28 protein-coding genes and 1 tRNA gene are annotated in these 22755 nt (G+C 64.9%); 14 read left to right on the top strand and 15 right to left on the bottom strand.

Annotated elements, in window-relative coordinates; translation table 11 throughout:
- Nucleotides 1–21 precede the first annotated feature (21 nt).
- Nucleotides 22–2034: a two-component system sensor histidine kinase NblS gene (gene nblS, locus LY254_RS11115; RefSeq protein ID WP_247477183.1), complete on the top strand. Its 2013-nt coding sequence runs from the start codon at nt 22–24 to the stop codon at nt 2032–2034.
- Here nblS and kaiC read toward each other — a convergent pair.
- The 3 genes from kaiC to LY254_RS11100 all read right to left on the bottom strand — a co-directional run bounded on the left by kaiC (nt 2031) and on the right by LY254_RS11100 (nt 4881).
- Nucleotides 2031–3572, bottom strand: coding sequence for a circadian clock protein KaiC (gene kaiC, locus LY254_RS11110; RefSeq protein WP_010315422.1), 1542 nt, complete (start codon nt 3570–3572; stop codon nt 2031–2033). The genes nblS and kaiC overlap by 4 nt on opposite strands.
- Before the next feature lie 77 nt (nt 3573–3649).
- Nucleotides 3650–3997 (bottom strand): circadian clock protein KaiB, encoded by a 348-nt coding sequence (gene kaiB / locus LY254_RS11105; protein WP_010315420.1) that lies wholly within the window; start codon nt 3995–3997, stop codon nt 3650–3652.
- Nucleotides 3998–4035: 38 nt separating this feature from the next.
- Nucleotides 4036–4881: a circadian clock protein KaiA gene (locus LY254_RS11100; RefSeq protein WP_247477181.1), complete on the bottom strand. Its 846-nt coding sequence runs from the start codon at nt 4879–4881 to the stop codon at nt 4036–4038.
- Between the two features lie 143 nt (nt 4882–5024).
- On the opposite strand from LY254_RS11100, the gene rplU reads away from it, so the two are divergent.
- Nucleotides 5025–5378, top strand: coding sequence for a 50S ribosomal protein L21 (gene rplU, locus LY254_RS11095; protein ID WP_247477180.1), 354 nt, complete (start codon nt 5025–5027; stop codon nt 5376–5378).
- A 41-nt stretch (nt 5379–5419) separates the two neighbouring features.
- On the top strand, nt 5420–5683 hold the full coding sequence (rpmA, locus tag LY254_RS11090) for a 50S ribosomal protein L27 (RefSeq protein WP_010315415.1): 264 nt from the start codon (nt 5420–5422) through the stop codon (nt 5681–5683).
- 60 nt (nt 5684–5743) lie between these two features.
- Here the strand turns inward: rpmA and LY254_RS11085 are convergent, their stop codons facing one another.
- Both LY254_RS11085 and LY254_RS11080 read right to left on the bottom strand, forming a co-directional pair.
- A complete protein-coding gene (locus tag LY254_RS11085; protein WP_247477177.1) occupies nt 5744–6490 on the bottom strand; it encodes a bifunctional 2-polyprenyl-6-hydroxyphenol methylase/3-demethylubiquinol 3-O-methyltransferase UbiG in 747 nt (248 codons plus the stop codon).
- A gap of 6 nt (nt 6491–6496) precedes the next feature.
- The gene (locus LY254_RS11080; RefSeq protein WP_247477175.1) at nt 6497–7231 is read right to left on the bottom strand and encodes a queuosine precursor transporter; all 735 of its coding nucleotides are present in this window, start codon (nt 7229–7231) and stop codon (nt 6497–6499) included.
- Between the two features lie 100 nt (nt 7232–7331).
- Between LY254_RS11080 and truB the strand changes: the two genes are divergently transcribed.
- A complete protein-coding gene (gene truB / locus LY254_RS11075; protein WP_247477172.1) occupies nt 7332–8168 on the top strand; it encodes a tRNA pseudouridine(55) synthase TruB in 837 nt (278 codons plus the stop codon).
- 18 nt (nt 8169–8186) lie between these two features.
- Nucleotides 8187–8948 carry a YebC/PmpR family DNA-binding transcriptional regulator gene (locus tag LY254_RS11070; protein ID WP_247477170.1) on the top strand — a complete coding sequence of 254 codons (762 nt, stop codon included), beginning with the start codon at nt 8187–8189 and terminating at the stop codon, nt 8946–8948.
- On the opposite strand, the gene LY254_RS11065 is transcribed toward LY254_RS11070, so the two are convergent.
- Nucleotides 8941–9681 (bottom strand): glucosamine-6-phosphate deaminase, encoded by a 741-nt coding sequence (locus tag LY254_RS11065; RefSeq protein WP_247477168.1) that lies wholly within the window; start codon nt 9679–9681, stop codon nt 8941–8943. The genes LY254_RS11070 and LY254_RS11065 overlap by 8 nt on opposite strands.
- An 11-nt stretch (nt 9682–9692) precedes the next feature.
- A complete protein-coding gene (locus LY254_RS11060; RefSeq protein ID WP_247477165.1) occupies nt 9693–11000 on the bottom strand; it encodes a SpoIID/LytB domain-containing protein in 1308 nt (435 codons plus the stop codon).
- Nucleotides 11001–11102: 102 nt separating this feature from the next.
- Here LY254_RS11060 and rnz point away from each other — a divergent pair, with 102 nt between their 5' ends.
- Together rnz and psbV are read left to right on the top strand one after the other, a co-directional pair.
- On the top strand, nt 11103–12053 hold the full coding sequence (gene rnz, locus LY254_RS11055) for a ribonuclease Z (protein WP_247479876.1): 951 nt from the start codon (nt 11103–11105) through the stop codon (nt 12051–12053).
- Nucleotides 12054–12159: 106 nt separating this feature from the next.
- The gene (psbV, locus tag LY254_RS11050; RefSeq protein WP_010315401.1) at nt 12160–12669 is read left to right on the top strand and encodes a photosystem II cytochrome c-550; all 510 of its coding nucleotides are present in this window, start codon (nt 12160–12162) and stop codon (nt 12667–12669) included.
- 65 nt (nt 12670–12734) lie between these two features.
- Here psbV and LY254_RS11045 read toward each other — a convergent pair whose 3' ends face one another.
- The 4 genes from LY254_RS11045 to serA all read right to left on the bottom strand — a co-directional run bounded on the left by LY254_RS11045 (nt 12735) and on the right by serA (nt 16213).
- Nucleotides 12735–13133, bottom strand: a complete 399-nt coding sequence (locus tag LY254_RS11045; RefSeq protein ID WP_247477162.1) for a hypothetical protein — start codon at nt 13131–13133, stop codon at nt 12735–12737.
- 97 nt (nt 13134–13230) lie between these two features.
- Entirely contained in the window at nt 13231–13530 is a 300-nt protein-coding gene (locus tag LY254_RS11040; protein ID WP_010310832.1) for a ferredoxin, read from the bottom strand.
- A gap of 179 nt (nt 13531–13709) precedes the next feature.
- Nucleotides 13710–14621, bottom strand: a complete 912-nt coding sequence (gene prmA / locus LY254_RS11035) for a 50S ribosomal protein L11 methyltransferase (protein WP_247477160.1) — start codon at nt 14619–14621, stop codon at nt 13710–13712.
- A 5-nt stretch (nt 14622–14626) separates the two neighbouring features.
- Nucleotides 14627–16213, bottom strand: a complete 1587-nt coding sequence (gene serA / locus LY254_RS11030) for a phosphoglycerate dehydrogenase (protein WP_247477158.1) — start codon at nt 16211–16213, stop codon at nt 14627–14629.
- Nucleotides 16214–16320: 107 nt separating this feature from the next.
- Here serA and LY254_RS11025 point away from each other — a divergent pair, with 107 nt between their 5' ends.
- The 6 genes from LY254_RS11025 (at nt 16321) to LY254_RS11000 (ending at nt 20403) form a co-directional block, all read left to right on the top strand.
- A complete protein-coding gene (locus LY254_RS11025; RefSeq protein ID WP_010315393.1) occupies nt 16321–16824 on the top strand; it encodes a hypothetical protein in 504 nt (167 codons plus the stop codon).
- Nucleotides 16825–16834: 10 nt separating this feature from the next.
- Entirely contained in the window at nt 16835–17617 is a 783-nt protein-coding gene (locus tag LY254_RS11020; RefSeq protein ID WP_247477156.1) for a photosystem II S4 domain protein, read from the top strand.
- Nucleotides 17618–17657: 40 nt separating this feature from the next.
- Nucleotides 17658–17729: transfer RNA gene (locus LY254_RS11015), tRNA-Val, on the top strand.
- A gap of 30 nt (nt 17730–17759) precedes the next feature.
- Complete coding sequence (gene murD / locus LY254_RS11010; RefSeq protein WP_247477154.1) at nt 17760–19139, top strand: UDP-N-acetylmuramoyl-L-alanine--D-glutamate ligase; 1380 nt, start codon at nt 17760–17762, stop codon at nt 19137–19139.
- A gap of 47 nt (nt 19140–19186) precedes the next feature.
- The gene (locus LY254_RS11005) at nt 19187–19645 is read left to right on the top strand and encodes an EVE domain-containing protein (protein ID WP_247477152.1); all 459 of its coding nucleotides are present in this window, start codon (nt 19187–19189) and stop codon (nt 19643–19645) included.
- Complete coding sequence (locus LY254_RS11000; protein WP_247477150.1) at nt 19642–20403, top strand: hypothetical protein; 762 nt, start codon at nt 19642–19644, stop codon at nt 20401–20403. Before LY254_RS11005 ends, LY254_RS11000 begins: the two co-directional genes overlap by 4 nt.
- Here the strand turns inward: LY254_RS11000 and LY254_RS10995 are convergent.
- Nucleotides 20384–20611 (bottom strand): DUF2811 domain-containing protein, encoded by a 228-nt coding sequence (locus LY254_RS10995; RefSeq protein ID WP_010315385.1) that lies wholly within the window; start codon nt 20609–20611, stop codon nt 20384–20386. The genes LY254_RS11000 and LY254_RS10995 overlap by 20 nt on opposite strands.
- Nucleotides 20612–20969: 358 nt before the next feature.
- Here LY254_RS10995 and LY254_RS10990 point away from each other — a divergent pair, with 358 nt between their 5' ends.
- Nucleotides 20970–21848, top strand: a complete 879-nt coding sequence (locus LY254_RS10990) for an NAD(P)-dependent oxidoreductase (RefSeq protein WP_247477149.1) — start codon at nt 20970–20972, stop codon at nt 21846–21848.
- On the opposite strand, the gene LY254_RS10985 is transcribed toward LY254_RS10990, so the two are convergent.
- The 3 genes from LY254_RS10985 to LY254_RS10975 all read right to left on the bottom strand — a co-directional run bounded on the left by LY254_RS10985 (nt 21811) and on the right by LY254_RS10975 (nt 22755).
- Nucleotides 21811–22119 carry a DUF1818 family protein gene (locus LY254_RS10985; protein WP_371820464.1) on the bottom strand — a complete coding sequence of 103 codons (309 nt, stop codon included), beginning with the start codon at nt 22117–22119 and terminating at the stop codon, nt 21811–21813. The two genes, LY254_RS10990 and LY254_RS10985, sit on opposite strands and share 38 nt — an antisense overlap.
- A gap of 96 nt (nt 22120–22215) precedes the next feature.
- Nucleotides 22216–22446: a DNA-directed RNA polymerase subunit omega gene (locus LY254_RS10980; RefSeq protein WP_010315379.1), complete on the bottom strand. Its 231-nt coding sequence runs from the start codon at nt 22444–22446 to the stop codon at nt 22216–22218.
- 3 nt (nt 22447–22449) lie between these two features.
- The gene (locus tag LY254_RS10975; protein WP_010315376.1) at nt 22450–22755 is read right to left on the bottom strand and encodes a hypothetical protein; all 306 of its coding nucleotides are present in this window, start codon (nt 22753–22755) and stop codon (nt 22450–22452) included.

Raw genomic sequence — 22755 nt, 5'->3', positions numbered from 1 at the left:
TCCGCCGCCGATCCCAGCACCTTGACCAGCAGCTCCACACCGCTTGCCCCTCGCCGCTGGTGGCAGAGCCTGGTGCGCTGGTGGGCGGAATTCAGCCTCCAAACCAAGCTGCTGGCGGCCGCCACCCTGGTGGTCAGCCTGGTGATGACGGCCATCACCTTCTTTGCGCTCAACGGCATCCAGGCGGATGTGCGCATGAGCGACACCCGCTTTGCCCGCGACCTGGGCCTGCTGCTGTCGGCCAACGTCACACCCCTGGTGGCCCAGGGCAACGACCGGGAGCTGGCGGCCGTCGCCGAACGCTTCTGGAAATCCAGCCGCAGCCTTCGCTACATCTTCTTCGCCGATCCCGAGGGGATCATCTACCTGGGGATCCCCATCAGCGGCACCACCGGCAGCAGTGAGCTGCTGCTCAGCCGCAAGTTGGAACTGCCCGCCGAACTCTCCAAACGTCCCCAAAACCCTCTGATCCGGCAACACCTGACCCCCGATGGCCAGGTCACCGATGTCTTCGTGCCCCTGGTGGCCGATGGCCGCTACATGGGTGTGCTGGCTCTGGGGATCAACCCCAACGAAGCCGCCCTGGCCAGTGCCGCCCTGAGCCGCGAGGTGACGGTGGCGGTGTTCATCTCGATCTGGATCTTGGTGATCCTGGGGGCCGTCTTCAACGCCCTGACCATCACCCAGCCGGTGAAGGAGCTGCTGCGGGGGGTGCGCTCCATCGCAGGGGGGGACTTCGAGGCGCGCATTGCCCTACCCGTTGGCGGTGAACTGGGGGAACTGCTGGACGGCTTCAACGACATGGCCTCCCAGCTCGAGGCCTACAACGAGGCCAACATCGAAGAGCTCACCGCCGCCCAGGTGAAGCAGCAATCGCTGATCGCGACCATGGCCGATGGGGCCTTGCTGCTGGATTCCGAAGGGCGGGTGGTGCTGGTTAACCCCACCGCCAGGCGCCTGTTCCGCTGGGAGGGCCGCAATCTGGAGGGCACGCGCCTGATGGACGAACTGCCGGAGGGACTGAACCTCGAGTTGCAGACCCCCCTTGAGAGCCTGCTGGAGAACGACAAGGAGAGCAGCGATGTGCGCTGCAGCTTTGGTGAACCGCCGCGCACCCTGCGCATCGTTCTGCAGTCCGTGCGCGATGCCAGCGGCGAAACCCTGAAGGGCATCGCCGTCACCGTCCAGGACCTCACCCGCGAGGTGGAACTCAACGCCGCCCAGAGCCGTTTCATCAGCAACGTCTCCCATGAGCTGCGCACGCCGCTCTTCAACATCAAGAGCTACGTCGAGACCCTCCACGACATGGGCGAGCAGCTCAGCGAGGAGGACCGGAAGGACTTTCTGGCGATCGCCAACGCCGAGACCGATCGCCTCACCCGCCTCGTCAATGACGTCCTCGATCTCTCCCGATTGGAGAGCGATCGGGCCTGGTCGATGGAAGCGGTGGAGCTGGGTCCGGCGATGGAGCAAACCCTGCGCAACTACAAGCTGAACGCCAAGGAAAAAGGCGTCGAGCTCGACCTTCATGTCATCGACGAGCTGCCCCGGGTTCGCGGCAACTGGGACCTGCTGCTGCAGGTGCTCGACAACCTGGTGGGCAACGGCCTGAAGTTCACTGCCGCCGGGGGCCGCCTGAGCCTGCGGGCCTACCCCTGGCCTGACATCTGCACGATTGATCCCAGCACCGCAGCCAACCCGGATAACCCCGCCTGCGAGCTGACCGCGCCGCTGCCGAAGTTACGGGTGGAAATCTCCGATACCGGTTCAGGCATCTCCCGAGAAGACCAGGAGAAGATCTTCGATCGCTTCTACCGGGTCGAGAACGCTGTTCACACCGAAGTGGGAACTGGTCTAGGACTCTCCATCGTGCGGGGCATCCTGGAGAAGCACGGTGCCACCGTTCGCATGGTGAGCGAACTCAATGTGGGCACCACCTTCTGGTTTGACCTGCCCCTCGAAGACGCTGACGACACGGAACTGCGCCTGCAGGCCGAACGGCGAAGCACCAGCAATTTGGGTGACGGGATCTAGAACTGGCCCTCGCCAACCCCCTTCACGATGCGTGAGAGCTCGCTGCGCTCATCGTGGTCAATGCGGTGCGGCACACCACTAATAATCCGCTCAAAGTTCGAGAAGGAGTCCTTAATTTCAGGGCCATTGCTCGTAATGATGTATTCACGGATTCCCTTGTCGTGCCAGGAACCGCGCATCTTGAAGACGTTCAGAGCGCGGGCCATCTCACCACGGATCTCGACGTACTGAAGCAGCAGGATCGTGTCGGTAATCGTCGAGATATGGGAGTCAGTAATCGAGTGACTCCCCATGAATTCTTCGGAGGTATTCGTAAAGAAGCCCGCGATTTCTTCCTGCTTGGCGTAACCGGTCACGCCGATCACAAACTGACGGAAGGCGTTATGACTCACGCCCCGCGCCAGGGCCGAGAGGGAGTCGATCGCCATCCGCGATGGCTTGAACTGGCTGATTTCGGTCTTGATGATTTGGAGGTGATCCTCTAGGCCCGTTGATTCGGGATAGGCACAAATAATTTTGAGCAGTCCCTGGCGCTCCATCTCCTCGAAATCCAACCCCCAACTGGTGGCATTGCGCAGCAGCTGGGCCCTGGACTCCTCATAGGCAAAGAGGATGGCCCGCTCCTTGTTGGCGCAGGCGTTCTCCACAAACTTGCTGACCAGCAGGGTCTTACCCGTCCCTGTCGCACCGGTGGCCAGGATGATCGAATCCTTGAAGAAGCCGCCGCCGCACATCTCATCGAGGCGGGGGACACCCGAGCTCACGCGGACATTGGAGCTGCGCTGGGTCAGGCGCATGGCCCCCAGCGGGAAGATGCTGATGCCGTGGGAGCCCATGGTGAAGGGGAACTCCCCCTTCATATGGGTGGTACCGCGCAACTTGAGGATTTCCACCGTCCGCCGGCGGCGCTCCCCCTCCAAGACATTGCGGAGGATCACCACGTTGTCGCTGACGAATTCCTCCACCCCGTAGCGGGCGATGGGACCGTATTCATCAATCCGCTCGGTGGTCATCACCGTGGTGACGCCGATCTCCTTCAGGCGGGCAATCAAGCGGAAGATCTCCCGGCGCACGACCGAGACCGCGTCGTACTGCTGAAAAACGGCCGTGATCGAATCGATCGCCACACGCCGGGCTTTGTACTTACGGATCGCGTAGTTAATTCGCTCGATCAGACCTGACAGATCGAAGCTGCCAGCGACATCTTGCCCTTCCGGATCAGGGGAGGCATCCAACAGGAACAGCTTGTCCTGCTCCACCATTTCCTGAAGATTCCAGCCAAAGCTGGCCGCATTGCGGAGAATATCGAGCGGCGACTCTTCAAAGGTGACGAAAATCCCGGGCTCGTCAAACTGACGAATGCCGTTATAGAGAAAGTTCAGCGAGAACACGGTTTTTCCCGTACCCGATGTCCCACTGATCAGGGTGGAGCGACCAATGGGGAGACCGCCCTGGCAAACGTCGTCAAACCCCTCAATCCCCGTCGGCAGCTTCTGGACCGAGGCGAGATGATTGGACTGTGGGCTGGGGTCCTGCATGGGGAGGATGGTCCTGTCAGAAATCTAGTTCGTTTTCACGGCTATGACAGCCGCTCTTGTGAAGGAAACGTTGGTTTTCACACAAGATCACCCACCGCATCCTGGTCCAACAAGGACTCGGACAAGGCCTCATCGCTGAGCTCCTCAAACAAGAGATCCAAACCAATCAAAACCCTCTCCCGGTCTGAGAGATCACCAATGATTCGACGCACCGGTGGCGGAAGGATCTTGGCGAGGGTGGGCGTCGCCAGGATCTTGTCTTCTTCAGCGAGCTGAGGGTTTTTCAGAACATCAATCACTTTCAGGGCATACACACCCTGAAATTCCGTATCAAGGATATTCCGCAGGGTCTTCAATGCGCGCATCGAGTTGGGCGTGTTTCCAGCCACATAGAGCTTCAGGATGTAGGTCTTGCGTGGACTCATCGGAATCACCTCCTTAAGACAAATGGAACGAATAAGAACTAACCAACGGCCTCACCAGGCGGTGGTTCCGCCAAGGGGAGATCCGGGGGAATGGAACGCCGGTACATCTCACACAAATGGGCCATCACATCCAAAAGCGCAAGGCGGTAATCCTGAAGAAAATCGTTTTTATGGCCTTCAAGCCGCAGTTGCTTCCAGAAGGAATCCATCAGATCCACATGGATCTCAACAACGCTGTTGACCGGGAGATCGCAAAAGAAGGCGCTGTGGACAAAGCTCTCGATCGCCTGGTTGGCCGCCGCAGGATCCTTGAAGTAACTGATCAGGATGTCGCGGTAGCCCCGCTGCAACGACTGGCGCAACTCGCCGTGGTCAGGCTCCGGGAGATTGCGCAAAAACAGGGACGGATCCCGCTTGTAGAAGACCCCCAGGTAGCCCAGGCGCCCCTGAAGTCGATTGGGTAGCCGCCAGGACAGCGGTGTCGAGGCCGACTCACCGCCCGACTCCGATTGAGCAGACAGTCCCTTGCGCAGGAAGCGCGAAACCGCTGCATCCAGGCTGTAGACAACCTGTTCAAGCTGGTCCTGGGGCAGATGCACCTCCGCCTCGTGGTAGTCGACGCGGCCGTTGACTTCCCCCACCACAACCGCCGGCAGAAGCACTCCTTGCTGACGCAAGCCTTGGAGGGCCTCTGGGGGCGTGACACCCTGCTGCAGCAGCACCACATCAAAGGCATCCCGCCGCTGGAGCAATTCAGCGATCGGGTCGGAAAGGGAGCCCAGGTCCTCCAGGCAGTAGCGCTCACCCTTCAGCCAGCTGGTGGCAGCCTTGACCAGACGAGGGTCCGACAGCAGCGAAGCAATAGTGAGCGCCGGCTGGGTCATGGCCCTGAGTTGGAGCCCTGGCAAGTGACCTCAGTGTTGACGGGAGTGCCCTCGAGCGGTGAAACTCGTTGTTTGTCTTCCAATTGCCGTGGCAGGCCCCAATGACGGCGTCCTCCCGTCAGCCTGACCACGCCCCTTCTGTCATGAGTACTGATTCGCAAACCGGCCCATACGCCATCGTTGAGACCTCGGGCACCCAGGTCTGGGTTCAGCCCAACCGCTACTACGACCTCAACCGGATCCACGCCGAGGTCGACAGCACCCTCACCCTCGAGAACGTGCTGCTGGTGAACGACGGCAAGGCCGCCAACGTGGGTCAGCCCTACGTCAAAGGGGCCACCGTTGAGCTGCAGGTGATGGCTCACCGCCGCGGCCAGAAGATCATCGTCTACAAGATGCGCCCTAAGAAGAAGACCCGCCGTAAGAACGGTCACCGTCAGGAGCTCACCCGCGTGATGGTCAAGTCCATCAGCGTCGGCGGCAAAGCACTGGCCTGAACCTCCAGATCCTTCACCTGAACTCCTGAGTTTCCTCCCCCATGGCCCACAAGAAAGGCACCGGCTCAACCCGTAACGGCCGCGACTCCAACGCCAAGCGTCTTGGCGTGAAGCGCTACGGCGGTGAATCCGTCAGCGCCGGTTCGATCCTGATCCGCCAGCGCGGCACCTCTGTGCTCCCCGGCAACAACGTCGGCCGCGGTGCTGACGACACCCTCTTCGCCCTGGTCGACGGTGTGGTCAGCTTCGACACCATCAAGCGCGGTCTGCGCACCCGCAAGCGCATCAACGTGGCCCTCGGCTGAAGCCCAGCACCACGGTTGATTGAGCCGGCACCCAGGTGCCGGCTTTTTTGTGGCCCGGCCTCAGGCCAGGCGGTAGGCGCGGGTGGTGATCAGATAGGGATGGAACACCTCCAGGAAGCGGGCCTGGAGGGTGCGGAAGAAGCGCTCCACCAGGGCCGGATCATCGAAGTGGAAGGGATACTCGCCGTTGAACCCCTGGAAGAAATACCAATTCAGGAGGGCGATCGCCTCCGGCCCCATCCGCTGAGCGAACTGCTCGAGCTGCGCCGAGGGATCGTTGAGGTGCTCAAGGACGTCCAGGCACACCACCGTGTCAAACCGCTCGGGCAGGGCGGCGTCGCCGAGGTCGCGGAAACAACGCAGCTTGTGGGTCAAGCCAAAGCGCTCCGCCCGCTCCGTCACGAAAGCGCGATTGGCGGGGTTGAGGTCGACGAACCAGACCAACTCGACCTCAGGCAGTGCCGCCGCCGCCAGGGCATGGGTGCCAATCCCGCCGCCGAAATCGAGGACCTGCCCCTTGGCAAACATGGCCTGCAAGCGCAGGGTGTCCGCGATGTAATCCGCACTGCTCAGGTGCCAAGCCGCGAGCTCCAGCAGATGGGCATGGCCCACCTCGTTCTCGTAGAAGCTCCCCGCCTGCTCGGGATCAAAGGCCCCAGGGTGGGCAGCGGCCAGGGCCTCGGTCGCCATCGGCAACTGCTGCTCCAGCTCCGCTGCCGTGAGCTGGAGATGGGAGGCCAGATGCTGGCGTAGATCAAATCCCCCGGAGAGAAAGTGATCGAGGGAGAGAGCGGCGGTGACGGTCATGGCTGATCACCGTAGAGGTCGCTGCTCAGGTCCCAACTCCGCCCCAGCCCCGGGAACCATCAACCAGCGGCGCAGCCAGGCCGTTAGCCAATAGAAGGGCAGGGTGTCCAGTAAGGCCGCCAGGGCCTTGAACAGGTAGCCACTGGCAATGAAGCTCAGCAGTTGAGGCGCCACCGGAAGATCCGCGCGCACCGGAAGGACGTGGGCGGCGTAGTGGCTGATCAGCACCACCGCCGTCGTATCCACCAACTGGCTGACCAGGGTCGAGCCGTTGTTGCGCAACCAAAGCGCCCGACCACCGGTGCGCCGCTTCCAGAAATGAAACAGGCGGACATCGGTGAACTGGGCCGCCATGTAGGCCGCCATCGACGCTCCGATCGCACCAAAGGCCAAGCCCTGAACGGCAAAAAACGTCTCCTCCGGCGCCCCCGGCAGACCCGGCAACACACCGCCGAGCCAGAGCACCAGGACGATCCAACCGTTCAACAGCAAGCCCACCCAGACCAACTGATTGGCCCGCTGCTCGCCCCAGATCTCACTGATCAGGTCCGTGCAGAGGAAGGTCACCGGATAGGGGAGGGCTCCAACCGCCACCACCACCGGCCATGAGCCGATCTGACCGAGCTGCAGGAAGCGTGTCAGGCCAAGGATGTTCAACATCCCCATCGTTCCAAGGAACAGACCCGAGAGGACAAGAAAGGCCAGCTCCCGGCGCTGTTGCAGCGCCTCATCCACGGGCATTGGGGGGCATCAGCTGTGCCACACGGTGGCACCATTGCGGCGTGCTCGCCTCAATCCAGCGTTGACCTGCGGCTTTCTCGTACTGGACAAGCCCGCAGGGATGAGCTCCCACAGCTGTGTCTCAAGGATTCGCAGGGCCTACGGGCTCAAACGGGTGGGGCATGGAGGGACCCTGGATCCCGCAGTCACCGGTGTGCTGCCCATTGCCCTGGGGCCCGCCACCCGGCTACTCCCCTATCTGGAGAGCGACAAGACCTATCGGGGGGTCATCCAACTGGGGGTCACAACCGACAGCGATGACCTGGAGGGCCAGGTCCTGGAGCAGCGCCCCCTGCCCAACCTCAGCCCAGAGGCCATCGGCGAGGCTCTCGCGCCATTTCGCGGGGCGATTCAACAGCGACCTCCGGCGGTCTCAGCGGTCCACGTCAATGGAGAGCGCGCCTACAAATTGGCCCGCGCCGGCCAGTGCCCTGAGCTGCCCCCCCGCCCGGTGACGATTCACCGCTTGGAGCTGCTGGGCTGGGATCCAACCCAAGGGCAGATCGAACTGGAGGTGCACTGCAGCTCTGGCACCTACATCCGCTCCCTGGCCCGAGACCTCGGCGAGGCCCTGGGCTGCGGGGGCAGCCTGGCGCGCCTGCGGCGGACCCAAGCCCTGGGCTTTGACCTGGCGCAAAGCGTCACCCTGGAGCAACTGGAGGGGGAACCTCCGGCACTGCTCAACCCCCTGGAGGTCCTGCGCCACCTCCCCCTACACCGGCTGGACGAGGAGGGGCTCGCGGGCTGGCGCTGCGGGCGCCTGCAGGACTGTGACCCCAGTTGGGCAGTCGAGGACGCCGTTGTGGTCGTGAATCCAGATGGCAACCTGGCGGGCATGGCCCGGGTCGCCTCCCCTGGGCAACTCCAACCCAAGCTCGTGCTCGACGCCGCGGGCTAGTTCACTCGGAAATCACGCATGGCCGGCCACAGCCGATGGGCCCAAATCAAACGCACCAAGGCCGTGGTGGATGCCAAGCGCGGAGCGGTCTTCACGCGGCTGGGACGGGAAATCATGGTGGCGGCCCGGGCCGGCGCGGACCCGGCGGGCAATTTCCAACTGCGCACCGCCATCGAGAAGGCGAAGGCTGCGCGGGTGCCCAACGCCAACATCGAGCGGGCCATCGCCAAGGGCTCCGGGCAGGGGGGAAGCGGGGCCGATCAATTTGAAGAGGTGCGCTACGAGGGCTATGGGCCCGGGGGCGTGGCGGTGCTGATCGAATCCCTCACGGACAACCGCAACCGCTCGGCCGCGGAGATTCGACTGGCCTTCAACAAAAACGGCGGCAACCTCGGGGAGACCGGCTGCGTCGGCTACCTCTTTGAGCACCGCAGCGTCGTGCGCCTCAGCCAAGCCGGCCTGCAGGACGAGGACCTGCTGGAGCAGCTGCTCAACCTTGAGGAGCCGGTGCTGAGCTACGAGATTGATGCCGACGGTGCAGACATCCTCGGCGCCTTTGAACAACTGGAATCGCTGCAGGACAGCCTGCGCAGTGCCGGCCTGCCCGTGAGCAGCTGGGAACACCGTTGGATTGCCCAAACCCCCTGCCAGCTGGAGGATCCCGAGACCCTCGCCGGCTGCCTGAAGCTGCTCGATGCCCTCGAAGAGCTGGACGACGTACGGACAGTCACCTCCAACCTGGAGGCGGACGAAGCCCTAATGGACGCCGCCCTCAGCTGAGGGCAGAGGCCGCCTCCGGGTCCGCCACCACCTCCAACTGGGGATGGCGCTGCAACCAACTGGCGGGAACCTGCTCGCAGGGCGGCTCCTGCAGGGAGCGCCGCAGGATCTCGGCCTTGGCCGCGCCGGTCACCACCAACAGCAGGGAACGGGCCCCGAGGATCTCAGCCGTCCCCAGGGTGATGGCTTGATCGGGGACGGATCCCGGGTCTCCGCCGAAGTCCGCGGCGTTCTGCTCCCGGGTGGCCTGGCTCAAGGCCAAGGCCCGGCAGGGCTGCTCTGGGCCGCAGGGGGGCTCGTTGAAGCCCACATGACCATTGCTGCCGAGGCCCAGCAGTTGCAGCCCAATGCCCCCGGCCCCCTGGAGCTCCTGGCGGTATCGCCGGGCCTCCTGCTGCGGATCAGCCGCCAGACCATTGGGAATCCGCAGGGCACCAGGGGGGAGCTGCAGCGGTGCCCCCAGCTGAGCCTGCATAAACGCGGCAAAGGAGCGCGGGTCCTGCGCACCCAGGCCGACGTATTCATCGAGGTTGAAGCTGCACCATCCCGCCAAGAGCCGCTGACGCTCCTCGGCGGGTAACTGGCGCCACTGCCGCACGAAAGCGCCGTAGACCGGCCGCATCGTCCGGCCCGTGGCCAGGCCCAGGTTGCCCCCGGAGCGCAGTGCCTCCAGCAGACGACTAGCCACCAACTCCGCCACGGCGCCGCCATCGGCAGCCCGCGTCAGGGTCATCAGCTGAGTGCTCACAAACGGGGGGCCATCGCCTGCCATGCCTCCGGCTTTAAGCCTGGCTGAGGTCTGGCCCGTTGCGCCAGGGCCCCATAGGACTCCAGCTGCACGCCGCGGTAGTAGTGGCGCAGGATCGCCTCAAAACTCTCGCCCCGCTGGGCCAAAGCCAGTGCCCCCCACTGGCTCATGCCGATGCCGTGGCCATAGCCGCGGCCGACGGCCACCAGCTGAACAGCCGCCCCCGGCAGTGGACGGGCCTGGGGCAGGGAGAAGGCAGGCAGCGGCGGCGGTGGTGCCGGCCAACCCAGGGGGGCATGACTGGCCGTCAAGCCGAACGGCTCAATGCTGGAGGTCTTGGTCGGGGCCAACTCAAAGCGAACCCAGGTGCTGCGCAGGCCCAGGCGGCTCCGGAGTTGGGCACCGCTCAGCAGCACCTGCTGGCCAGCGCGACCGACTGCACGCGCCTGCTTGACCCGGCCGGTGGGCGTTCTGGACAGGACCTCAATCGCCAGGACCTGATCGAGCTCGGGGAACGCCCGGCGCAACAGGGGCCCATCGAGGGGCTTGCTCCACTGGTGCACCGGCGAGGCATGGTCGAAGTCGGGGACACTGACCAGATAGGGCAGATGGCGGGTCCAGAGGTCCCCGCTGCTCTCGGTTGCTCCACCGCTGCTGCTGTGGAAGACCGCATCAATCAGGGCGTCGCCAAAGGTCAGGACCAGACCGCGGGTCTGGTTGACCGCCCCCCAGGTGCTGGCGGTTTCCGCCTCCACCCCCTTGTAGACCTGGCTGGCCACGGTGGCCTTGAGGTCGAAGGCCGCAGCCGGCTTGCGCGCCTTCAGTGCGTAGGTGCGGGCTGCCACCGCCTGGGCCTTCAGGGCCGCCTCGGGCCAACTGGCTGGCATCTCACTGCCGACCACGCTGGGGAGATAGGTCTCCACGGGCACGTGGTTGACCACCTGCAGCTGGCCCCCCTGACGCCGCAGCTGCAGGCGGCCGCGGTAGTGACGCGCTCCAAGCCAGAGGCCTGGATCACGATCCGGCCCCTGGGCTTCAGGCACCGCCTCGAACCACAGCTCCTTCTGCTGGCGCTGCGCCTCAAAACGCAGCTCAGCCCCGGACGGCTCCAGTCCCAGCTGCTGACCGCGCTCATCCAGGACCCGCAGGCCACCCGAGGGTGAAGCGGCCCTAAGGCGCAGGCTGGGGGCCTCCAGCACCAACACCCGCAACCAGGGCTCCGCCGCGCGCAATGGGGCCACGGCCATCGCCATGCAGATCCCCGCAACCAGGGCGGCGAGTTGGGGATGGGTGCGCCGCGGCATCGACCCCAATAGGAAAGGCAGGCCATTGTGACCAGCCCGGGCGAGCCCTGCCAGCCCCGCCGTGGCACGATCAATCCAGAGAGACCGGGGAGAACACCGGCCGTGCAGGTCACCTTCCTCGGCACCAGCTCGGGAGTCCCTACGCGAGCCCGCAATGTGTCAGCGGTGGCCCTGCGCCTGCCGCAGCGGGCGGAGATCTGGCTGTTTGATTGCGGCGAGGGCACCCAGCATCAGTTCCTGCGCAGTGAGCTGCGGGTCAGCCAGCTGCGTCGGGTCTTCATCACCCACATGCACGGTGACCACACCTTTGGCCTGCCGGGCCTGCTGGCCAGCCTCGGGCTGGCCGGGACCTGCAGCGGCATCGACCTCTACGGACCGGATCCCCTGCGGGACTACCTCGAGGGGGTGATGCGGACCTCCTCCATGCGCATTGGCTATCCCCTGCGCAGCCATCGGGTCAAAGAGGCAGCCCGCACTGGAGCGCTGCTGCTGGATGACGACGACATCACCGTGCGCTGCACCGCGCTGATCCACCGGGTGCCGGCCTTCGCCTACCGGGTGGAGCAGAAGCCCCGCCCTGGGCGCTTTGACGTGGAACAGGCCAAAGCCCTGGGAATCCCCCCTGGGCCGATCTACGCCGAGCTCAAGGCCGGCCGCAGCGTCACCCTGGAGGACGGCCGGATCATCAACGGGGAGGCCCTCTGCGGCCCCGACCGTCCGGGTTGCAGCGTCGTCTACTGCACCGACACCGTCTTCAGCGAAGCGGCCGTGGAACTGGCTGCCGGCGCCGACCTGCTGATCCACGAGAGCACCTTCGCCCATGCCGAGGCCGAAATGGCCTTCGCCAAACAGCACTCCACCAGCACCATGGCCGCCCAAACCGCCCTGGCGGCTGGGGTCAAGCAGCTCGCCCTGACCCACCTCAGCCCGCGCTACGTGCCCGGCAATCCCGTCACCCCAGATGACCTCTTGGCGGAGGCCCAGGCGATCTTCCCCAACACGCTGCTGGCGAAGGATTTCCTGACCCTGGAGGTCGCCGCCCAGGAGCCCTAGGCCTGCAACAGTTCGTGAGTGCCTTGGCCGCGGTCAACCAGCGGGCCCGCCAGCCGTGATACAAGGACTCAGGCGCGTTTTAAACGCCACGTCGCCGGCTTTTTCGATGGCCTCTGTTTTCTCCTCTGCACTCCGGTCCTTGGCCCGGCTGATGCTTCTGCCCCTGGCTCTGCTGGTGGGTCTTGCCGGCCCTGCCCAGGCCGCCCAGTGGACTGCTGAGCAGCTCACCGTGCCCGCTGATGCCGCAGGCACAACCGTGACCTTCAGCGAGCAGGAAGTCAACGCAGGTCGTAAGACCTTCAACAACAGCTGCGGCGTCTGCCACGCCGGCGGCATCACCAAGACCAACCACAACGTTGGCCTCGACCCCGAGACCCTGGCCCTGGCCACCCCGGCCCGTGACAACGTTGAGGCCCTGGTCGACTACATGAAGGACCCGACCAGCTACGACGGCGAATACAGCATTGCCGACGTGCACCCCAGCATCCGCAGCAGCGACGTCTTCGTGCAGATGCGGAACATGAACGACGAAGACCTGCGCCTGATGGCCGGCTTCATCCTGACCGCTCCCAAAGTGCTTGGTCCCCAGTGGGGCGGCGGCAAGATCTACTTCTGATCTCGCTCAACCTCAACGACTGCAAAGCCCCGCCGTCACGGCGGGGCTTTTTTTTATGCCCCAGATCAGGCAGCCTCCGGCGGCGTGAGGTTGCTGGGATCGCAGGAGGTGGGCTGCTTGCTGTACCACCACTCCTGCAGGGGCGCACTGAGGCGCTGGGAGAAGAGCGTCAGCACGGTCTGGGTGGGCCTTGAACCCGGCTGCAGCAGCTCCACCGCATAGGAGGGGCACCGGCGGGCCGCTAGGTCAGGGACGAAGCGCTTGCCCACACGACGCCAGCTGGGCTCCTTGCTGCGCCAGGAGAGCCGGCAGCAGGGCCAGGGCAGCTCTTCACGGTCAAACAGCCGGCAGCAGGGGCCAACCACCCGAAAGCTGTACTGCGCACCAGGGCTGGTGTGCTCGCTACCTGGCGCATAAACCTCTTGCACCTGAGGAGGGGTTGAAGCCGAGGCTGAGGCAGTCACAACGGCAGGCGGGGACTAAAGACAAAAAAACCACCCCGGGGGGTGGTTCTAAAAGCACAAAGAGACGGGGCGTGAATGGGCACGCCCCGGGTCGAGCTCAGTACAGCTCTTCTTCGGCGTGGGTCTTGATGGTGCAGTCGCTGGTGGGGTAAGCCACGCAGGTCAGAACGAAGCCAGCTTCGATCTGGTCGTCGTCGAGGAAGCTCTGGTCGGACTGGTCGACGGTGCCAGCGGTGATCTTGCCGGCGCAGGTGCTGCAAGCACCAGCACGGCAGGAGTAGGGGAGATCGATGCCCTGCTCTTCAGCGGCATCGAGGATGTACTGGTCGTCGGGAACCTCGATGGTCTTGTTGAGGCCCTCTGCCTCGCTGATGAGGGTGACCTTGTAGGAAGCCATGAAAGGAATGGGGCTCACAGGCTCCTGGACAAAACACCCAGGCCCTGTAGGACGGACCCTTCCTACATCCGACAAGGGCAGTTCCTGGGGTTTCGAGGGGATCTCAAGGCGAAGCCCAATGGGAAGCATGGGCACACATCAGCGTGACTTATGCAACAAGCCACGGTTTCGGATTTTTGTCAGGAGCGCCTGATGGTCATCAGTCCCCACTGACTCTGCTGGGCGCTGAGCTCAGCGCTCCAGCCCTGCTCCGCCAGAACCTGCTGCAAGCGCGGGGCCTGACTGACCAGCAATCCACTGAGCAGGCCCAGGCCCTCGGGGGCCAGAACGGTGTCAAAGGCTGGGCAGAGGGCCTCGATCACCGGGGCCAGGATGTTGCAGAGCAGCAGGTCAGCAGGACGCCCCTCCAGCAGCTCCGCCAGGCGTTCAATCGAGCCCAGGTCCACCTGGAACTGCTCGGCAAACCCACTCACCACGGCGTTGTCTCGGGTGGCGCGCACCGCCAGGGAGTCCGTGTCGACTGCAGCCACGCTGCCTGCGCCCTCGAGCAGGGAGGCAATGCCCAAGATCCCGCTGCCGCAGCCCAGGTCAGCCACACGAATGGGCCCCAAGCTTCCGCCGCGCTCATCCGCCAACTGCTCGATCGCCTCGAGGCAGAGCCTTGTTGTGGGATGGCTGCCGGTGCCAAAGGCACTGCCGGGGTCCATCCGGATGACCTGGCGGTGGGCGTGCTCGGGAGGCAGCTCCAGCCAGGCGGGAAGGATCAACAGGCGCTGACCGACGGGATCGGGTTCCCAGTGCTGCTTCCAGCTCAGGCTCCAGTCCTCGTCGTCCTGCTCAAACCAGTGGATGGTCGGCAGGGTCAAGCCAAAGGTCTCGGCCAGGGGCTGCAGGGCCTGCTCCAGCTGCTGCCGTTCACTCTCCGGCCAATCGGACGCGGGCAGCCAGGCCACCAACTTCCGGTCCTGGGGCTGGTCGGGGCTATGGCGCAGAGCCACCCTGGGAATCCCCAGGGCGTTGAGCTTCCAGGTCAGCGATTCCTCGAGTTCTGGAAGCGCGAGCAGCTCAAGCCGCCACCAAGCCAAGGCCATCGGGGTCAGAGGGTGACGGGGTGCGCCTGCTGAATGCCCTCAATGGCATGGATCCCCGCCAGGAGATCGGCAGGCAGGGGGTCATCCAGGCTCAGGACCATCACGGCATCACCGCGCACGATCCGGCGGCCCACCTGCATCGAGGCGATGTTGACGTTGTGCTCGCCCAGGACCGAGCCGATGTGGCCAATGATTCCGGGCATGTCGCGGTGACGGGTGAAGAGCATGTGCTTGCTCGGGGTCACGCTCACCGGGAACTCATCGATCGTGGTCACCCGCAGCTCGCCATCGGCGAAGACCGCACCGGTGACGACGTGGCTGCCGTTGGCGCCCTTGGCGGTGAGCTGCAGAGAACCACCGGCAAAGTCGCGGGCGGCGTCATCTTTGACCTCGACCACGTGGATGCCGCGCTCCTTGGCCTCCAGGCCGGCATTCACAAAGTTGATCGAATCCCCCAGGGCGGTGGAGAGCAGGCCCTTCTGGGAGGCAATCACCAGGGGCTGGGCGGGGTGATTGGCGAATTCGCCCTGGAGACGCACCTCCAACTCACTGATCTGGCCGCCGGCCAGCTGACTCACCAGCTGACCCAAAATCTCGGCCAGCTGCAGGTGGGGCTTCAGGCGCTCCATCACCTCGGCGTTCAAGCCGGGGATGTTCACGGCACTGCGGGCGGGAAGACCGAGCAGGACATCGCGGATCTGCTCCGCCACATCCACTGCCACGTTCTCCTGGGCCTCTTCGGTGGATGCCCCCAGGTGGGGGGTCAGGATCAGCCGCTCGCTCACCTTGCGCAGGGGGCTATCGGCGGCCAGGGGCTCCTTGGCGTAGACGTCCAGTGCTGCACCGGCGATGACGCCGTTCTCGACCGCCTCAGCCAGGGCCGCTTCATCGATGATTCCGCCCCGGGCGCAGTTCACGATGCGAGCGGTGGGCTTCATCGTCCGCAGCAGTTCCGCATTCACCAGGTTTTCGGTGTCCGGAGTGCGGGGCAGGTGGAGGCTGACGTAATCGGCTTCAGCGAACAGGGCCGGCAGCTCCTGCAGACGCACCTGCATCTGCTGGGCCCGCTCCGCCGAGACGAAGGGGTCGTAGGCCATCACGTCCATCCCCATCGCCTTGGCGACCCGGGCAACGTGGGAGCCGATCTTGCCCAGGCCAACCACGCCCAGCTTTTTCTTATAGAGCTCGTTTCCGACGTACTTCTTGCGGTCCCAGCCACCAGCCATGGTGCTGCCGTGGGCGTGGGGCACGTGCCGGGAGAGCGAGAGCATCAGGGCCAGGGCATGCTCGGCAGCCGCAATGGTGTTGCCCTCGGGCGAGTTCACGACGATCACGCCGCGCTTGGTGGCCGCCGGGACATCGACGTTGTCGACCCCCACACCGGCCCGGCCAATGATCCGCAGCTTGGAGGCGGCCTCGATGATGTCCGCGGTCACCGTGGTGCCCGAACGAATCATCAAGGCGTCGTAGTCGCCAATGATCGACTTCAGCTCTTCAGGCGGCAGGCCCGTTCGGACATCCACCTGGGCCACCTGAGAGAGGATGTCGATCCCTGTTTGATCGATGGGATCGGATACCAGAACCTTCGTCATGACCCGGCGGGGTGGAGCGGCCGGAGGTGAAGTGTAGAGAGGGACCTTGAAGCCGCCACAACGGCAGGCCGCACCATGGAGAATCGGCTGGTCTGAAGCGTGACTCCGTGGGCAGCAGCGTGGTGGTGGTGCTCTCGTCGCGAAAGCGACTGCACCAACTCAAGGAACAGTTGGCCTCCCTCAGCCCTGCCCCGGTGCGTCTCGTCGCCGTGGGGACTGGAGAAACCGCCATGGCCGAGGTGGATGAGCTGAACCCCTCGATCGCCCGCAAACGGCGCCAAAAAGGGATGGCCACCTGGCTGATGCCCTTTGGTTTCTTCGCCGGCGTGACCTTCACCTTCATGACGGACCTCGACACCTTTGCCTTTGCCGGAGAGGTGGGCTCCCATCTGATCGGCGGCCTGCTGGGTTTGGGCTCAGGCCTGATGGGGAGCTACGCCGCGGCGGCCAGCGTGAGCTCCGACAGCGACGACCGCATCCGCGCCCTGCGCAATCGCCTCGAGGAGGGCAACTGGCTGCTACTGCTGGAAACCGCCACCGGCGTCGAGGTGCCCTGGACCCGGCTCAAGGAGGCCAATCCCCAGAGCGTGGTGCGGCTCGGCGACAACTAGGAGCGCGCCGATGCTGCCCCGTGATCAACTGCTGCAGGGCTGTAGCAACCCCGAGGCCATGGGGGCGCTCATCGGCCTGGCGGAGCAGGCCCTGCGCACCTGGGAACCCGTTTGGAGTGACTTCCTCGCCGCTGACCTCCTCGAGGAGGCGCAAGAGCGGCTCGGCAGCCTGACCGAGCTGACCCTCTCCAGCGACGGCGGATGGCCCCAGGCGGAGCGCCGCAGGTTGCTGTTGCGGCGCGTCGAGATCAGCGACGGCGAACGACCAGAAGCCCCCCTGCAGGGGCTCGTGATCACGGGGAACTTCCTGTTTGATCCAGCCGAACCCTTGGATGTGCGCCAAGGCCTGATCCAGGCCGGAGCCCAAGCGGGGGACCTCGGCGACATCTGGATGCGGGGTGACCGCGGCGCCCAACTGATCCTGCGGCAGGAAGTCGCAGAGGCCTGGGGGGGACGAACGGCTCAGGTGCGCAGCGTGGAGATCAGCACTGAGGCCGTGGCCGTCAGCGCCCTGCAACTCCCCGCCAGCCGCACCCCGAAGCAACTCAGCAGCGTCGAAGCCTCACTGCGCCTGGATGCCGTGGCCTCTGCGGGGCTTGGGGTGTCCCGCAGCAAGATGGCCGACTGGATCCGGGCGGGGGCCGTTCGGGTGAATTGGTCCGTCATCACCAGCCCCAGCCGAGAGCTCAAGCAGGGCGACCGGGTCCGCCTCGATGGCCGAGGGGAGCTGGAGATCCTCGAGATTCAGCCCACCAAACGGGAACGCTGGCGCCTGGTGATGCAAAGACGCTGATCCACCGACTGCTAGGTTCCTCAAGCCGAAAGGCTTCTGAGGGCGATTAGCTCAGAGGTAGAGCACTACCTTGACACGGTAGGAGTCACTGGTTCGATTCCAGTATCGCCCACTTTTTAATTCGCTCCCGAGCATCAAGGCCATGCCAGTGACCGTGGTTCTCGGGCTGGGCCGATCGGGTCTTGGGGCCGCACGGTTACTGGCACGGCAGGGAGCCAACGTTCTGGTGCTGGAAAGCGGCCAGGGGGCTGAGCATCAGCGCAAGGCCGAGAAGCTCCGCAGCGAAGGGATCGCGGTGGAGCTGGGTAAGCCCCTGGCACCAGAGAGCTTTGAGCCGCTCCTGGCGGACTGTGAGCGGGTGATCGTCAGCCCGGGCATCCGTTGGGATCACCCGACCTTGATCTGGCTGCGGCAGCAAGGAGTCCCCACCAACGGTGAGATCAGCACCGCCTGGGAAGCCAGCGGTTCGACCCCTTGGATTGGCATCACCGGGACCAACGGCAAGACCACGGTCACCCATCTGGTCGCTCACCTGCTCGAGCAGGGGGGCGTCGACGCGCCGATGTGCGGCAATGTCGGCCACTCCGCCGCGGAGTTGGCCCTCGAACGCTTCTCTGACGGACAGACCCGGCCCCAGGCCCTGGTGGTGGAACTGAGCAGCTATCAAATCGAATCAGCCCCGGAGCTGGCTCCGGCCATCGGCCTCTGGACCACGCTGACTCCGGATCATCTGGAGCGGCACGGAACGCTCGAGAACTACCGGGCCATCAAACGGGGACTGCTGGAGCGCTCTGCGATCCAGGTGCTGAATGGGGATGACCCTGACCTCTGCGCCCATGCCGCCAGCTGGCCGAAGGCCCGCTGGATCACCGCGGCATCCCGGGAGGCGGCCCTGGCCATAGGAATCGACCCCTGGCTTTGGATCGAGGGCAATCAGGTCATGCAGCGCAGCGGCGCCCTACTCCCAGCCAACGCCCTGGCCATGCCGGGGGCCCATAACCGCCAGAACATGCTGATGGCCCTGGCCGTGGGATTGGAGCTGGGCCTCAGCGGCTCGGCGATGGAAGCGGCCCTGCGGTCCTTCCCCGGCGTCCCCCACCGACTCGAGCTGATCCGCAGCCTCGATGGGGTCGACTGGATCAACGACAGCAAAGCCACCAACTACGACGCCGCCGAGGTAGCCCTGCGGGCCGTCGAAGGTCCGCTCGTGGCCCTGGCCGGCGGGGAGGCCAAGCAGGGCGATGCCAGCGCCTGGATCGCGGCGCTTCAACGCAGCGCCAAGGCCGTAGTGCTCTTCGGTGCCGCCCAATCCCACTTCCAAGAGCTGCTGCTCTCCGGCGGGTACACCGGCGTCATCGAGTGCTGCGACGCGCTCCCTGAAGCGGTGGCTGCGGCACGACAGCTCAGCCAACGGGAACACTGCCGAGCTGTCCTGCTCTCACCGGCCTGCGCCAGCTTCGATCAATACCGCGACTTTGAAGCGCGAGGCGAGCATTTCCGCTCCCTGACCGAGGGCCTCTAGGGGCCTGAACAACCGCCTTACACTCGCGGCCAACGGGACGAGCAGCCTTGGCCTACTGGCTGATGAAGAGTGAGCCGGATGTCTATGGCATCCAGCATCTCCAGCGCGAGGGCACAACGCTGTGGGATGGCATTCGCAACTATCAGGCGCGCAATTTCATGCGCTCGATGTCGATCGGCGATCGCGCTTTCTTCTATCACTCCAACGCCAAACCACCGGGCATTGTCGGGATGATGGAAGTGATCGAGACCGGGATCACTGACCCCTCTCAATTCGATTCAGAGAACAAATACTTCGACTCCAAATCCAAACCGGAAGCGCCCCGCTGGGACTGTGTTCGCCTGAAGTACGTCGGCACCTTTGGCGCCATGCTGAGCCTTGATGCCCTGCGGGAGCAGTTCAGCGTCGAGGAGCTGCCGGTGGTGCGCAACGGCAATCGTCTTTCGATCCTGCCGGTCCCGGATGCCAGCGCTGAGCGGCTCCTTGCCCTCCTCGGACCCCTTTGAAGCAAGCCCAGATCAAGCCGGGGCGAGCCTTGCTCGACAGCCTCAGCCAACTGAGGGCCCACCCGCGGATTGTTCTTGGTTTTACCGCCAGCCTGTTTGGCCTGCATCTGTTGGGTTGGGTCTTGTTCGGCCTGGGGGAAGCCATCAGCAACGCTGGACTCTCCCTACTGATCCGGCTGATCGGGATTGCGCTGTATGCCATCAGCCTGATCTGGTTGATCGATGGCCTCACGCGAGCGGGATTGGATCTCAGTCGCGGCCTGGCCCCAAAGGCCGACGCCCTCTATCGCTGGCACGGTGCCTGCAGCTGGCACCTCACCCGGGGGGTCCTGCGACTCACCGCCGCCCTCAGCCTGATCGTGTTGACGAGCTTCCTGAGCTGGTCCCTGCTGCTGCTGATTGCTGAGCCTCTGGCGCCCCTGCCCCTGGTGGTTGGCGTCGTCCTCGGGGGGGGACTCGCCCTCAGTCAGATCTTCAACGCCTGCCTAGTGGTGGCGGAAGGCCTCGGAGCGACCCAAGCCTTCCGGGCAGGCTTTGTGCTGCTGGAGCAGCAAGGGCCGGGGCTGCTGGCTCTCTCGGCGGTGCTGCTGGCCATCACAGGCCTGCCCTTCATCCTGGGCCTTCTGAGTGAACTGCTCTGGGATGGCTCGGGCCTGCTGATCACCTGCGCGGTGGTGGTGCCATCCCTCTGCCTGATGGCCACGACCGTGACCAACAGCTATGTCCAATGGCGCCGGATCAGGCGAGGGGCTCGCTGAAGCGCGATTGCTGCGGGAAGAGGTTCGCCAGATAGCAACGGGTGATCTCACGGGTCTGCACGCCGTTCTGGACCAGAAAGCCGGCCAGGGCCGCCTGGAAGAGGCGGTATTGGTCCCAGTTGGGGTGGGCCTCAATGAAGCCCTGCATGGACTGAAGCAGGGGCTCGGGAACCTCAGCGCACATGCTCACCGTGCCAGTTGCTTCCATGCCGTTCCTGCGGTCGATGAGCACTAGTTCCCCACAACGCGAGGGAACGGTCAACACCGCCCTGATCGAGCCATTCCCAGGGGATCTCAGGGCTAGATCACAGCAGCCCGAGCGGGTTTGCGCCCTACAGCGGGGAGCGAGCCAGCACCCCTGTCAGGCCCCCAGGGCTTGTCAACAGGGCTTGCCGAATTGATGGCCGTTCTCCCCAGGCGACCGCGGCGACTGCCCGCTGGCGCCCTCAGGCTGTGGAAAACCAGTGCAAAACCCTGGGGAAGAGGCGCGCTCGGCTGGGAGAAAAACGGAGATCAGCAGTCCTGATCAGAGCGATGATCTCATCAGCAATCTCACCCCTGCCGCCATGGCCATCGCCCTGTTTGGAACCGGCCTGCTAGGGGGTGCGATCGCCCGGCGGCTCCTCGAGGGTGAGCAGGAACTCTGGGTCTGGAACCGCTCGCCGGAGCGCTGCCAAGACTTGATCCAGGCGGGAGCCCGCAGCGCCGCCACGGCCCGGGAGGTGGCCGAGCAGGCGGACTGGCTGATCACCGTGCTGAGCGATGGACCCAGCACCTCGGCACTGCTTCTCGGGGACCTGGATCAGCAGCTCGACGGCCGCACCGTGATCCAAATCGCCACGATCGGCGCCGAGGAAAGCCAGGCCCTGGCCGATGGTGTGGCAGCGCGCGGAGGGCGCTACCTGGAAGCTCCGGTCCTGGGCAGCAAACCGGAAGCCCTCCTGGGCCGGCTGCAACTGATGGCGGGAGGCGAGCCTGCGGTCTTTGCCGCGGCCCAACCGATCCTGACCCAACTCAGCGAAGCCCCCAGGCGGCTTGGGGCCGTGGGCAGCGCCATGGCCTGCAAGCTGGCCCTCAACCAGCTCATCGCCAGCCTCACCCATGCCTTCAGCCTCTCGCTGCATCTGGTGCAGCGCAGCGGGGTGGAGGTAGAGGCCTTCATGGAGATCCTGCGCGGAAGTGCCCTCTACGCCCCCACCTTCGACAAGAAACTGGAGCGGGAACTCGCGGGCGACTACGGCAACCCAAACTTCCCCACGGCCCACCTGCGCAAGGACCTCGCCCTCTTCCTCCAGGCCTCGCAAGCCGCAGGACTGAATGGCGACGGGCTCGAAGGACTCCTGCACCTGCTGCAAGGATCCACTGCAGCAGGCCTCGATGGGCTGGATTACTGCGCCCTGCACGCCCTCACGGCTGGCCATGGAGCTGCGAGAGCGCCGCGGTAAAGCCAGCGGCTGCCTCCCGGCTCCAGCTGCCCTCGATCGCCCGCTGCCCCGGCCCAGGGGTGAGCATCACCCGCAACGCCCAGCCCTGGCGATCGCCATCGAGGGCCATCCACCAGCACTCCCGTTCGAGCTCAAGCTCGATCGCTTCTTCGGCCATCAGTTGATCGATCAGCTGACGGTGCTGGTCGATGAGCGCGCCCAGGCCATCGCGGAGGCTGCAGGCCTCGGCCTCACTGAGCTCCACCGCCCAGCCATCCCCCCCGATCAACACGGAAAAAGGGTGACGGCCGGCATCCCATGCCAACCGCCACCCTTCTCCTTCGCGTTCAATCACGGTCACCCGGGAGCGAACCGCATCCGTTAAGGCTCAACCAGGAAGCAGATCGGGCTGGTCCTGCTCGTCGCTCAGCTCGATGATGGCGCGCTGCACGGGCTTCACCATCGAATCCTCCAGCAGACCATCGAAGTCATCGAAACGACGCTGCTTGGCGCGGAATGCGATGCGGACGGTGGTCAGGTAGCGGTTGCTGGACTGCCGAACGAGATTCTCAGCGCGCTGCGCGAGCTCTTTGGGGCTGACGTTGACGCCGAGATACATGCACTATTCGCCGATCGATTCATCGTAGGTCAGAAGACTGCTGGATAAGGGAACGCTGACGGGGAAGACCATCGGCTCCTCACCAGCCACCACCAGACGAATCTCGCGGGCCAGCTGAAGCGCCTCCAGCGGTGGCCTCAGTAGATCGATCACACCACAGACCATGGCGCGGTGGGCGAGATCCCTGCACTCGATCCGCAAGGACCCCCAACCGCGGGACAGCCGCGCGGCCAGGAGAGGATCCAGGCGACGCGCCTGCTCGGGATCCTCCCGATAGAACGACCACAGGGCAACAGCAACCCGCTCCAT

The organism is Synechococcus sp. NB0720_010, assembly GCF_023078835.1.
Classification (GTDB): domain Bacteria; phylum Cyanobacteriota; class Cyanobacteriia; order PCC-6307; family Cyanobiaceae; genus Vulcanococcus.
The sequence above is the reverse complement of the archived record's forward strand: the minus strand, read 5'-3'. Positions and strand labels throughout refer to the sequence as shown.

Coding starts and splice junctions, on each gene's coding strand:
- rplU (WP_247477180.1), top strand. CDS start 5,025: ATGAGTACTGATTCGCAAACCGGCCCATACGCCATCGTTGAGACCTCG.
- LY254_RS10995 (WP_010315385.1), bottom strand. CDS start 20,611: ATGGAAGCAACTGGCACGGTGAGCATGTGCGCTGAGGTTCCCGAGCCC.
- prmA (WP_247477160.1), bottom strand. CDS start 14,621: ATGGCCTTGGCTTGGTGGCGGCTTGAGCTGCTCGCGCTTCCAGAACTC.
- LY254_RS11060 (WP_247477165.1), bottom strand. CDS start 11,000: ATGCCGCGGCGCACCCATCCCCAACTCGCCGCCCTGGTTGCGGGGATC.
- LY254_RS11065 (WP_247477168.1), bottom strand. CDS start 9,681: ATGACCCTGACGCGGGCTGCCGATGGCGGCGCCGTGGCGGAGTTGGTG.
- LY254_RS11020 (WP_247477156.1), top strand. CDS start 16,835: ATGCTGCCCCGTGATCAACTGCTGCAGGGCTGTAGCAACCCCGAGGCC.
- LY254_RS11085 (WP_247477177.1), bottom strand. CDS start 6,490: ATGACCGTCACCGCCGCTCTCTCCCTCGATCACTTTCTCTCCGGGGGA.
- LY254_RS11100 (WP_247477181.1), bottom strand. CDS start 4,881: ATGACCCAGCCGGCGCTCACTATTGCTTCGCTGCTGTCGGACCCTCGT.
- serA (WP_247477158.1), bottom strand. CDS start 16,213: ATGACGAAGGTTCTGGTATCCGATCCCATCGATCAAACAGGGATCGAC.
- kaiC (WP_010315422.1), bottom strand. CDS start 3,572: ATGCAGGACCCCAGCCCACAGTCCAATCATCTCGCCTCGGTCCAGAAG.
- truB (WP_247477172.1), top strand. CDS start 7,332: ATGAGCTCCCACAGCTGTGTCTCAAGGATTCGCAGGGCCTACGGGCTC.
- LY254_RS10975 (WP_010315376.1), bottom strand. CDS start 22,755: ATGGAGCGGGTTGCTGTTGCCCTGTGGTCGTTCTATCGGGAGGATCCC.
- LY254_RS10990 (WP_247477149.1), top strand. CDS start 20,970: ATGGCCATCGCCCTGTTTGGAACCGGCCTGCTAGGGGGTGCGATCGCC.
- LY254_RS10980 (WP_010315379.1), bottom strand. CDS start 22,446: ATGTATCTCGGCGTCAACGTCAGCCCCAAAGAGCTCGCGCAGCGCGCT.
- kaiB (WP_010315420.1), bottom strand. CDS start 3,997: ATGAGTCCACGCAAGACCTACATCCTGAAGCTCTATGTGGCTGGAAAC.
- murD (WP_247477154.1), top strand. CDS start 17,760: ATGCCAGTGACCGTGGTTCTCGGGCTGGGCCGATCGGGTCTTGGGGCC.
- psbV (WP_010315401.1), top strand. CDS start 12,160: ATGGCCTCTGTTTTCTCCTCTGCACTCCGGTCCTTGGCCCGGCTGATG.
- LY254_RS11080 (WP_247477175.1), bottom strand. CDS start 7,231: ATGCCCGTGGATGAGGCGCTGCAACAGCGCCGGGAGCTGGCCTTTCTT.
- rpmA (WP_010315415.1), top strand. CDS start 5,420: ATGGCCCACAAGAAAGGCACCGGCTCAACCCGTAACGGCCGCGACTCC.
- LY254_RS11070 (WP_247477170.1), top strand. CDS start 8,187: ATGGCCGGCCACAGCCGATGGGCCCAAATCAAACGCACCAAGGCCGTG.
- LY254_RS11040 (WP_010310832.1), bottom strand. CDS start 13,530: ATGGCTTCCTACAAGGTCACCCTCATCAGCGAGGCAGAGGGCCTCAAC.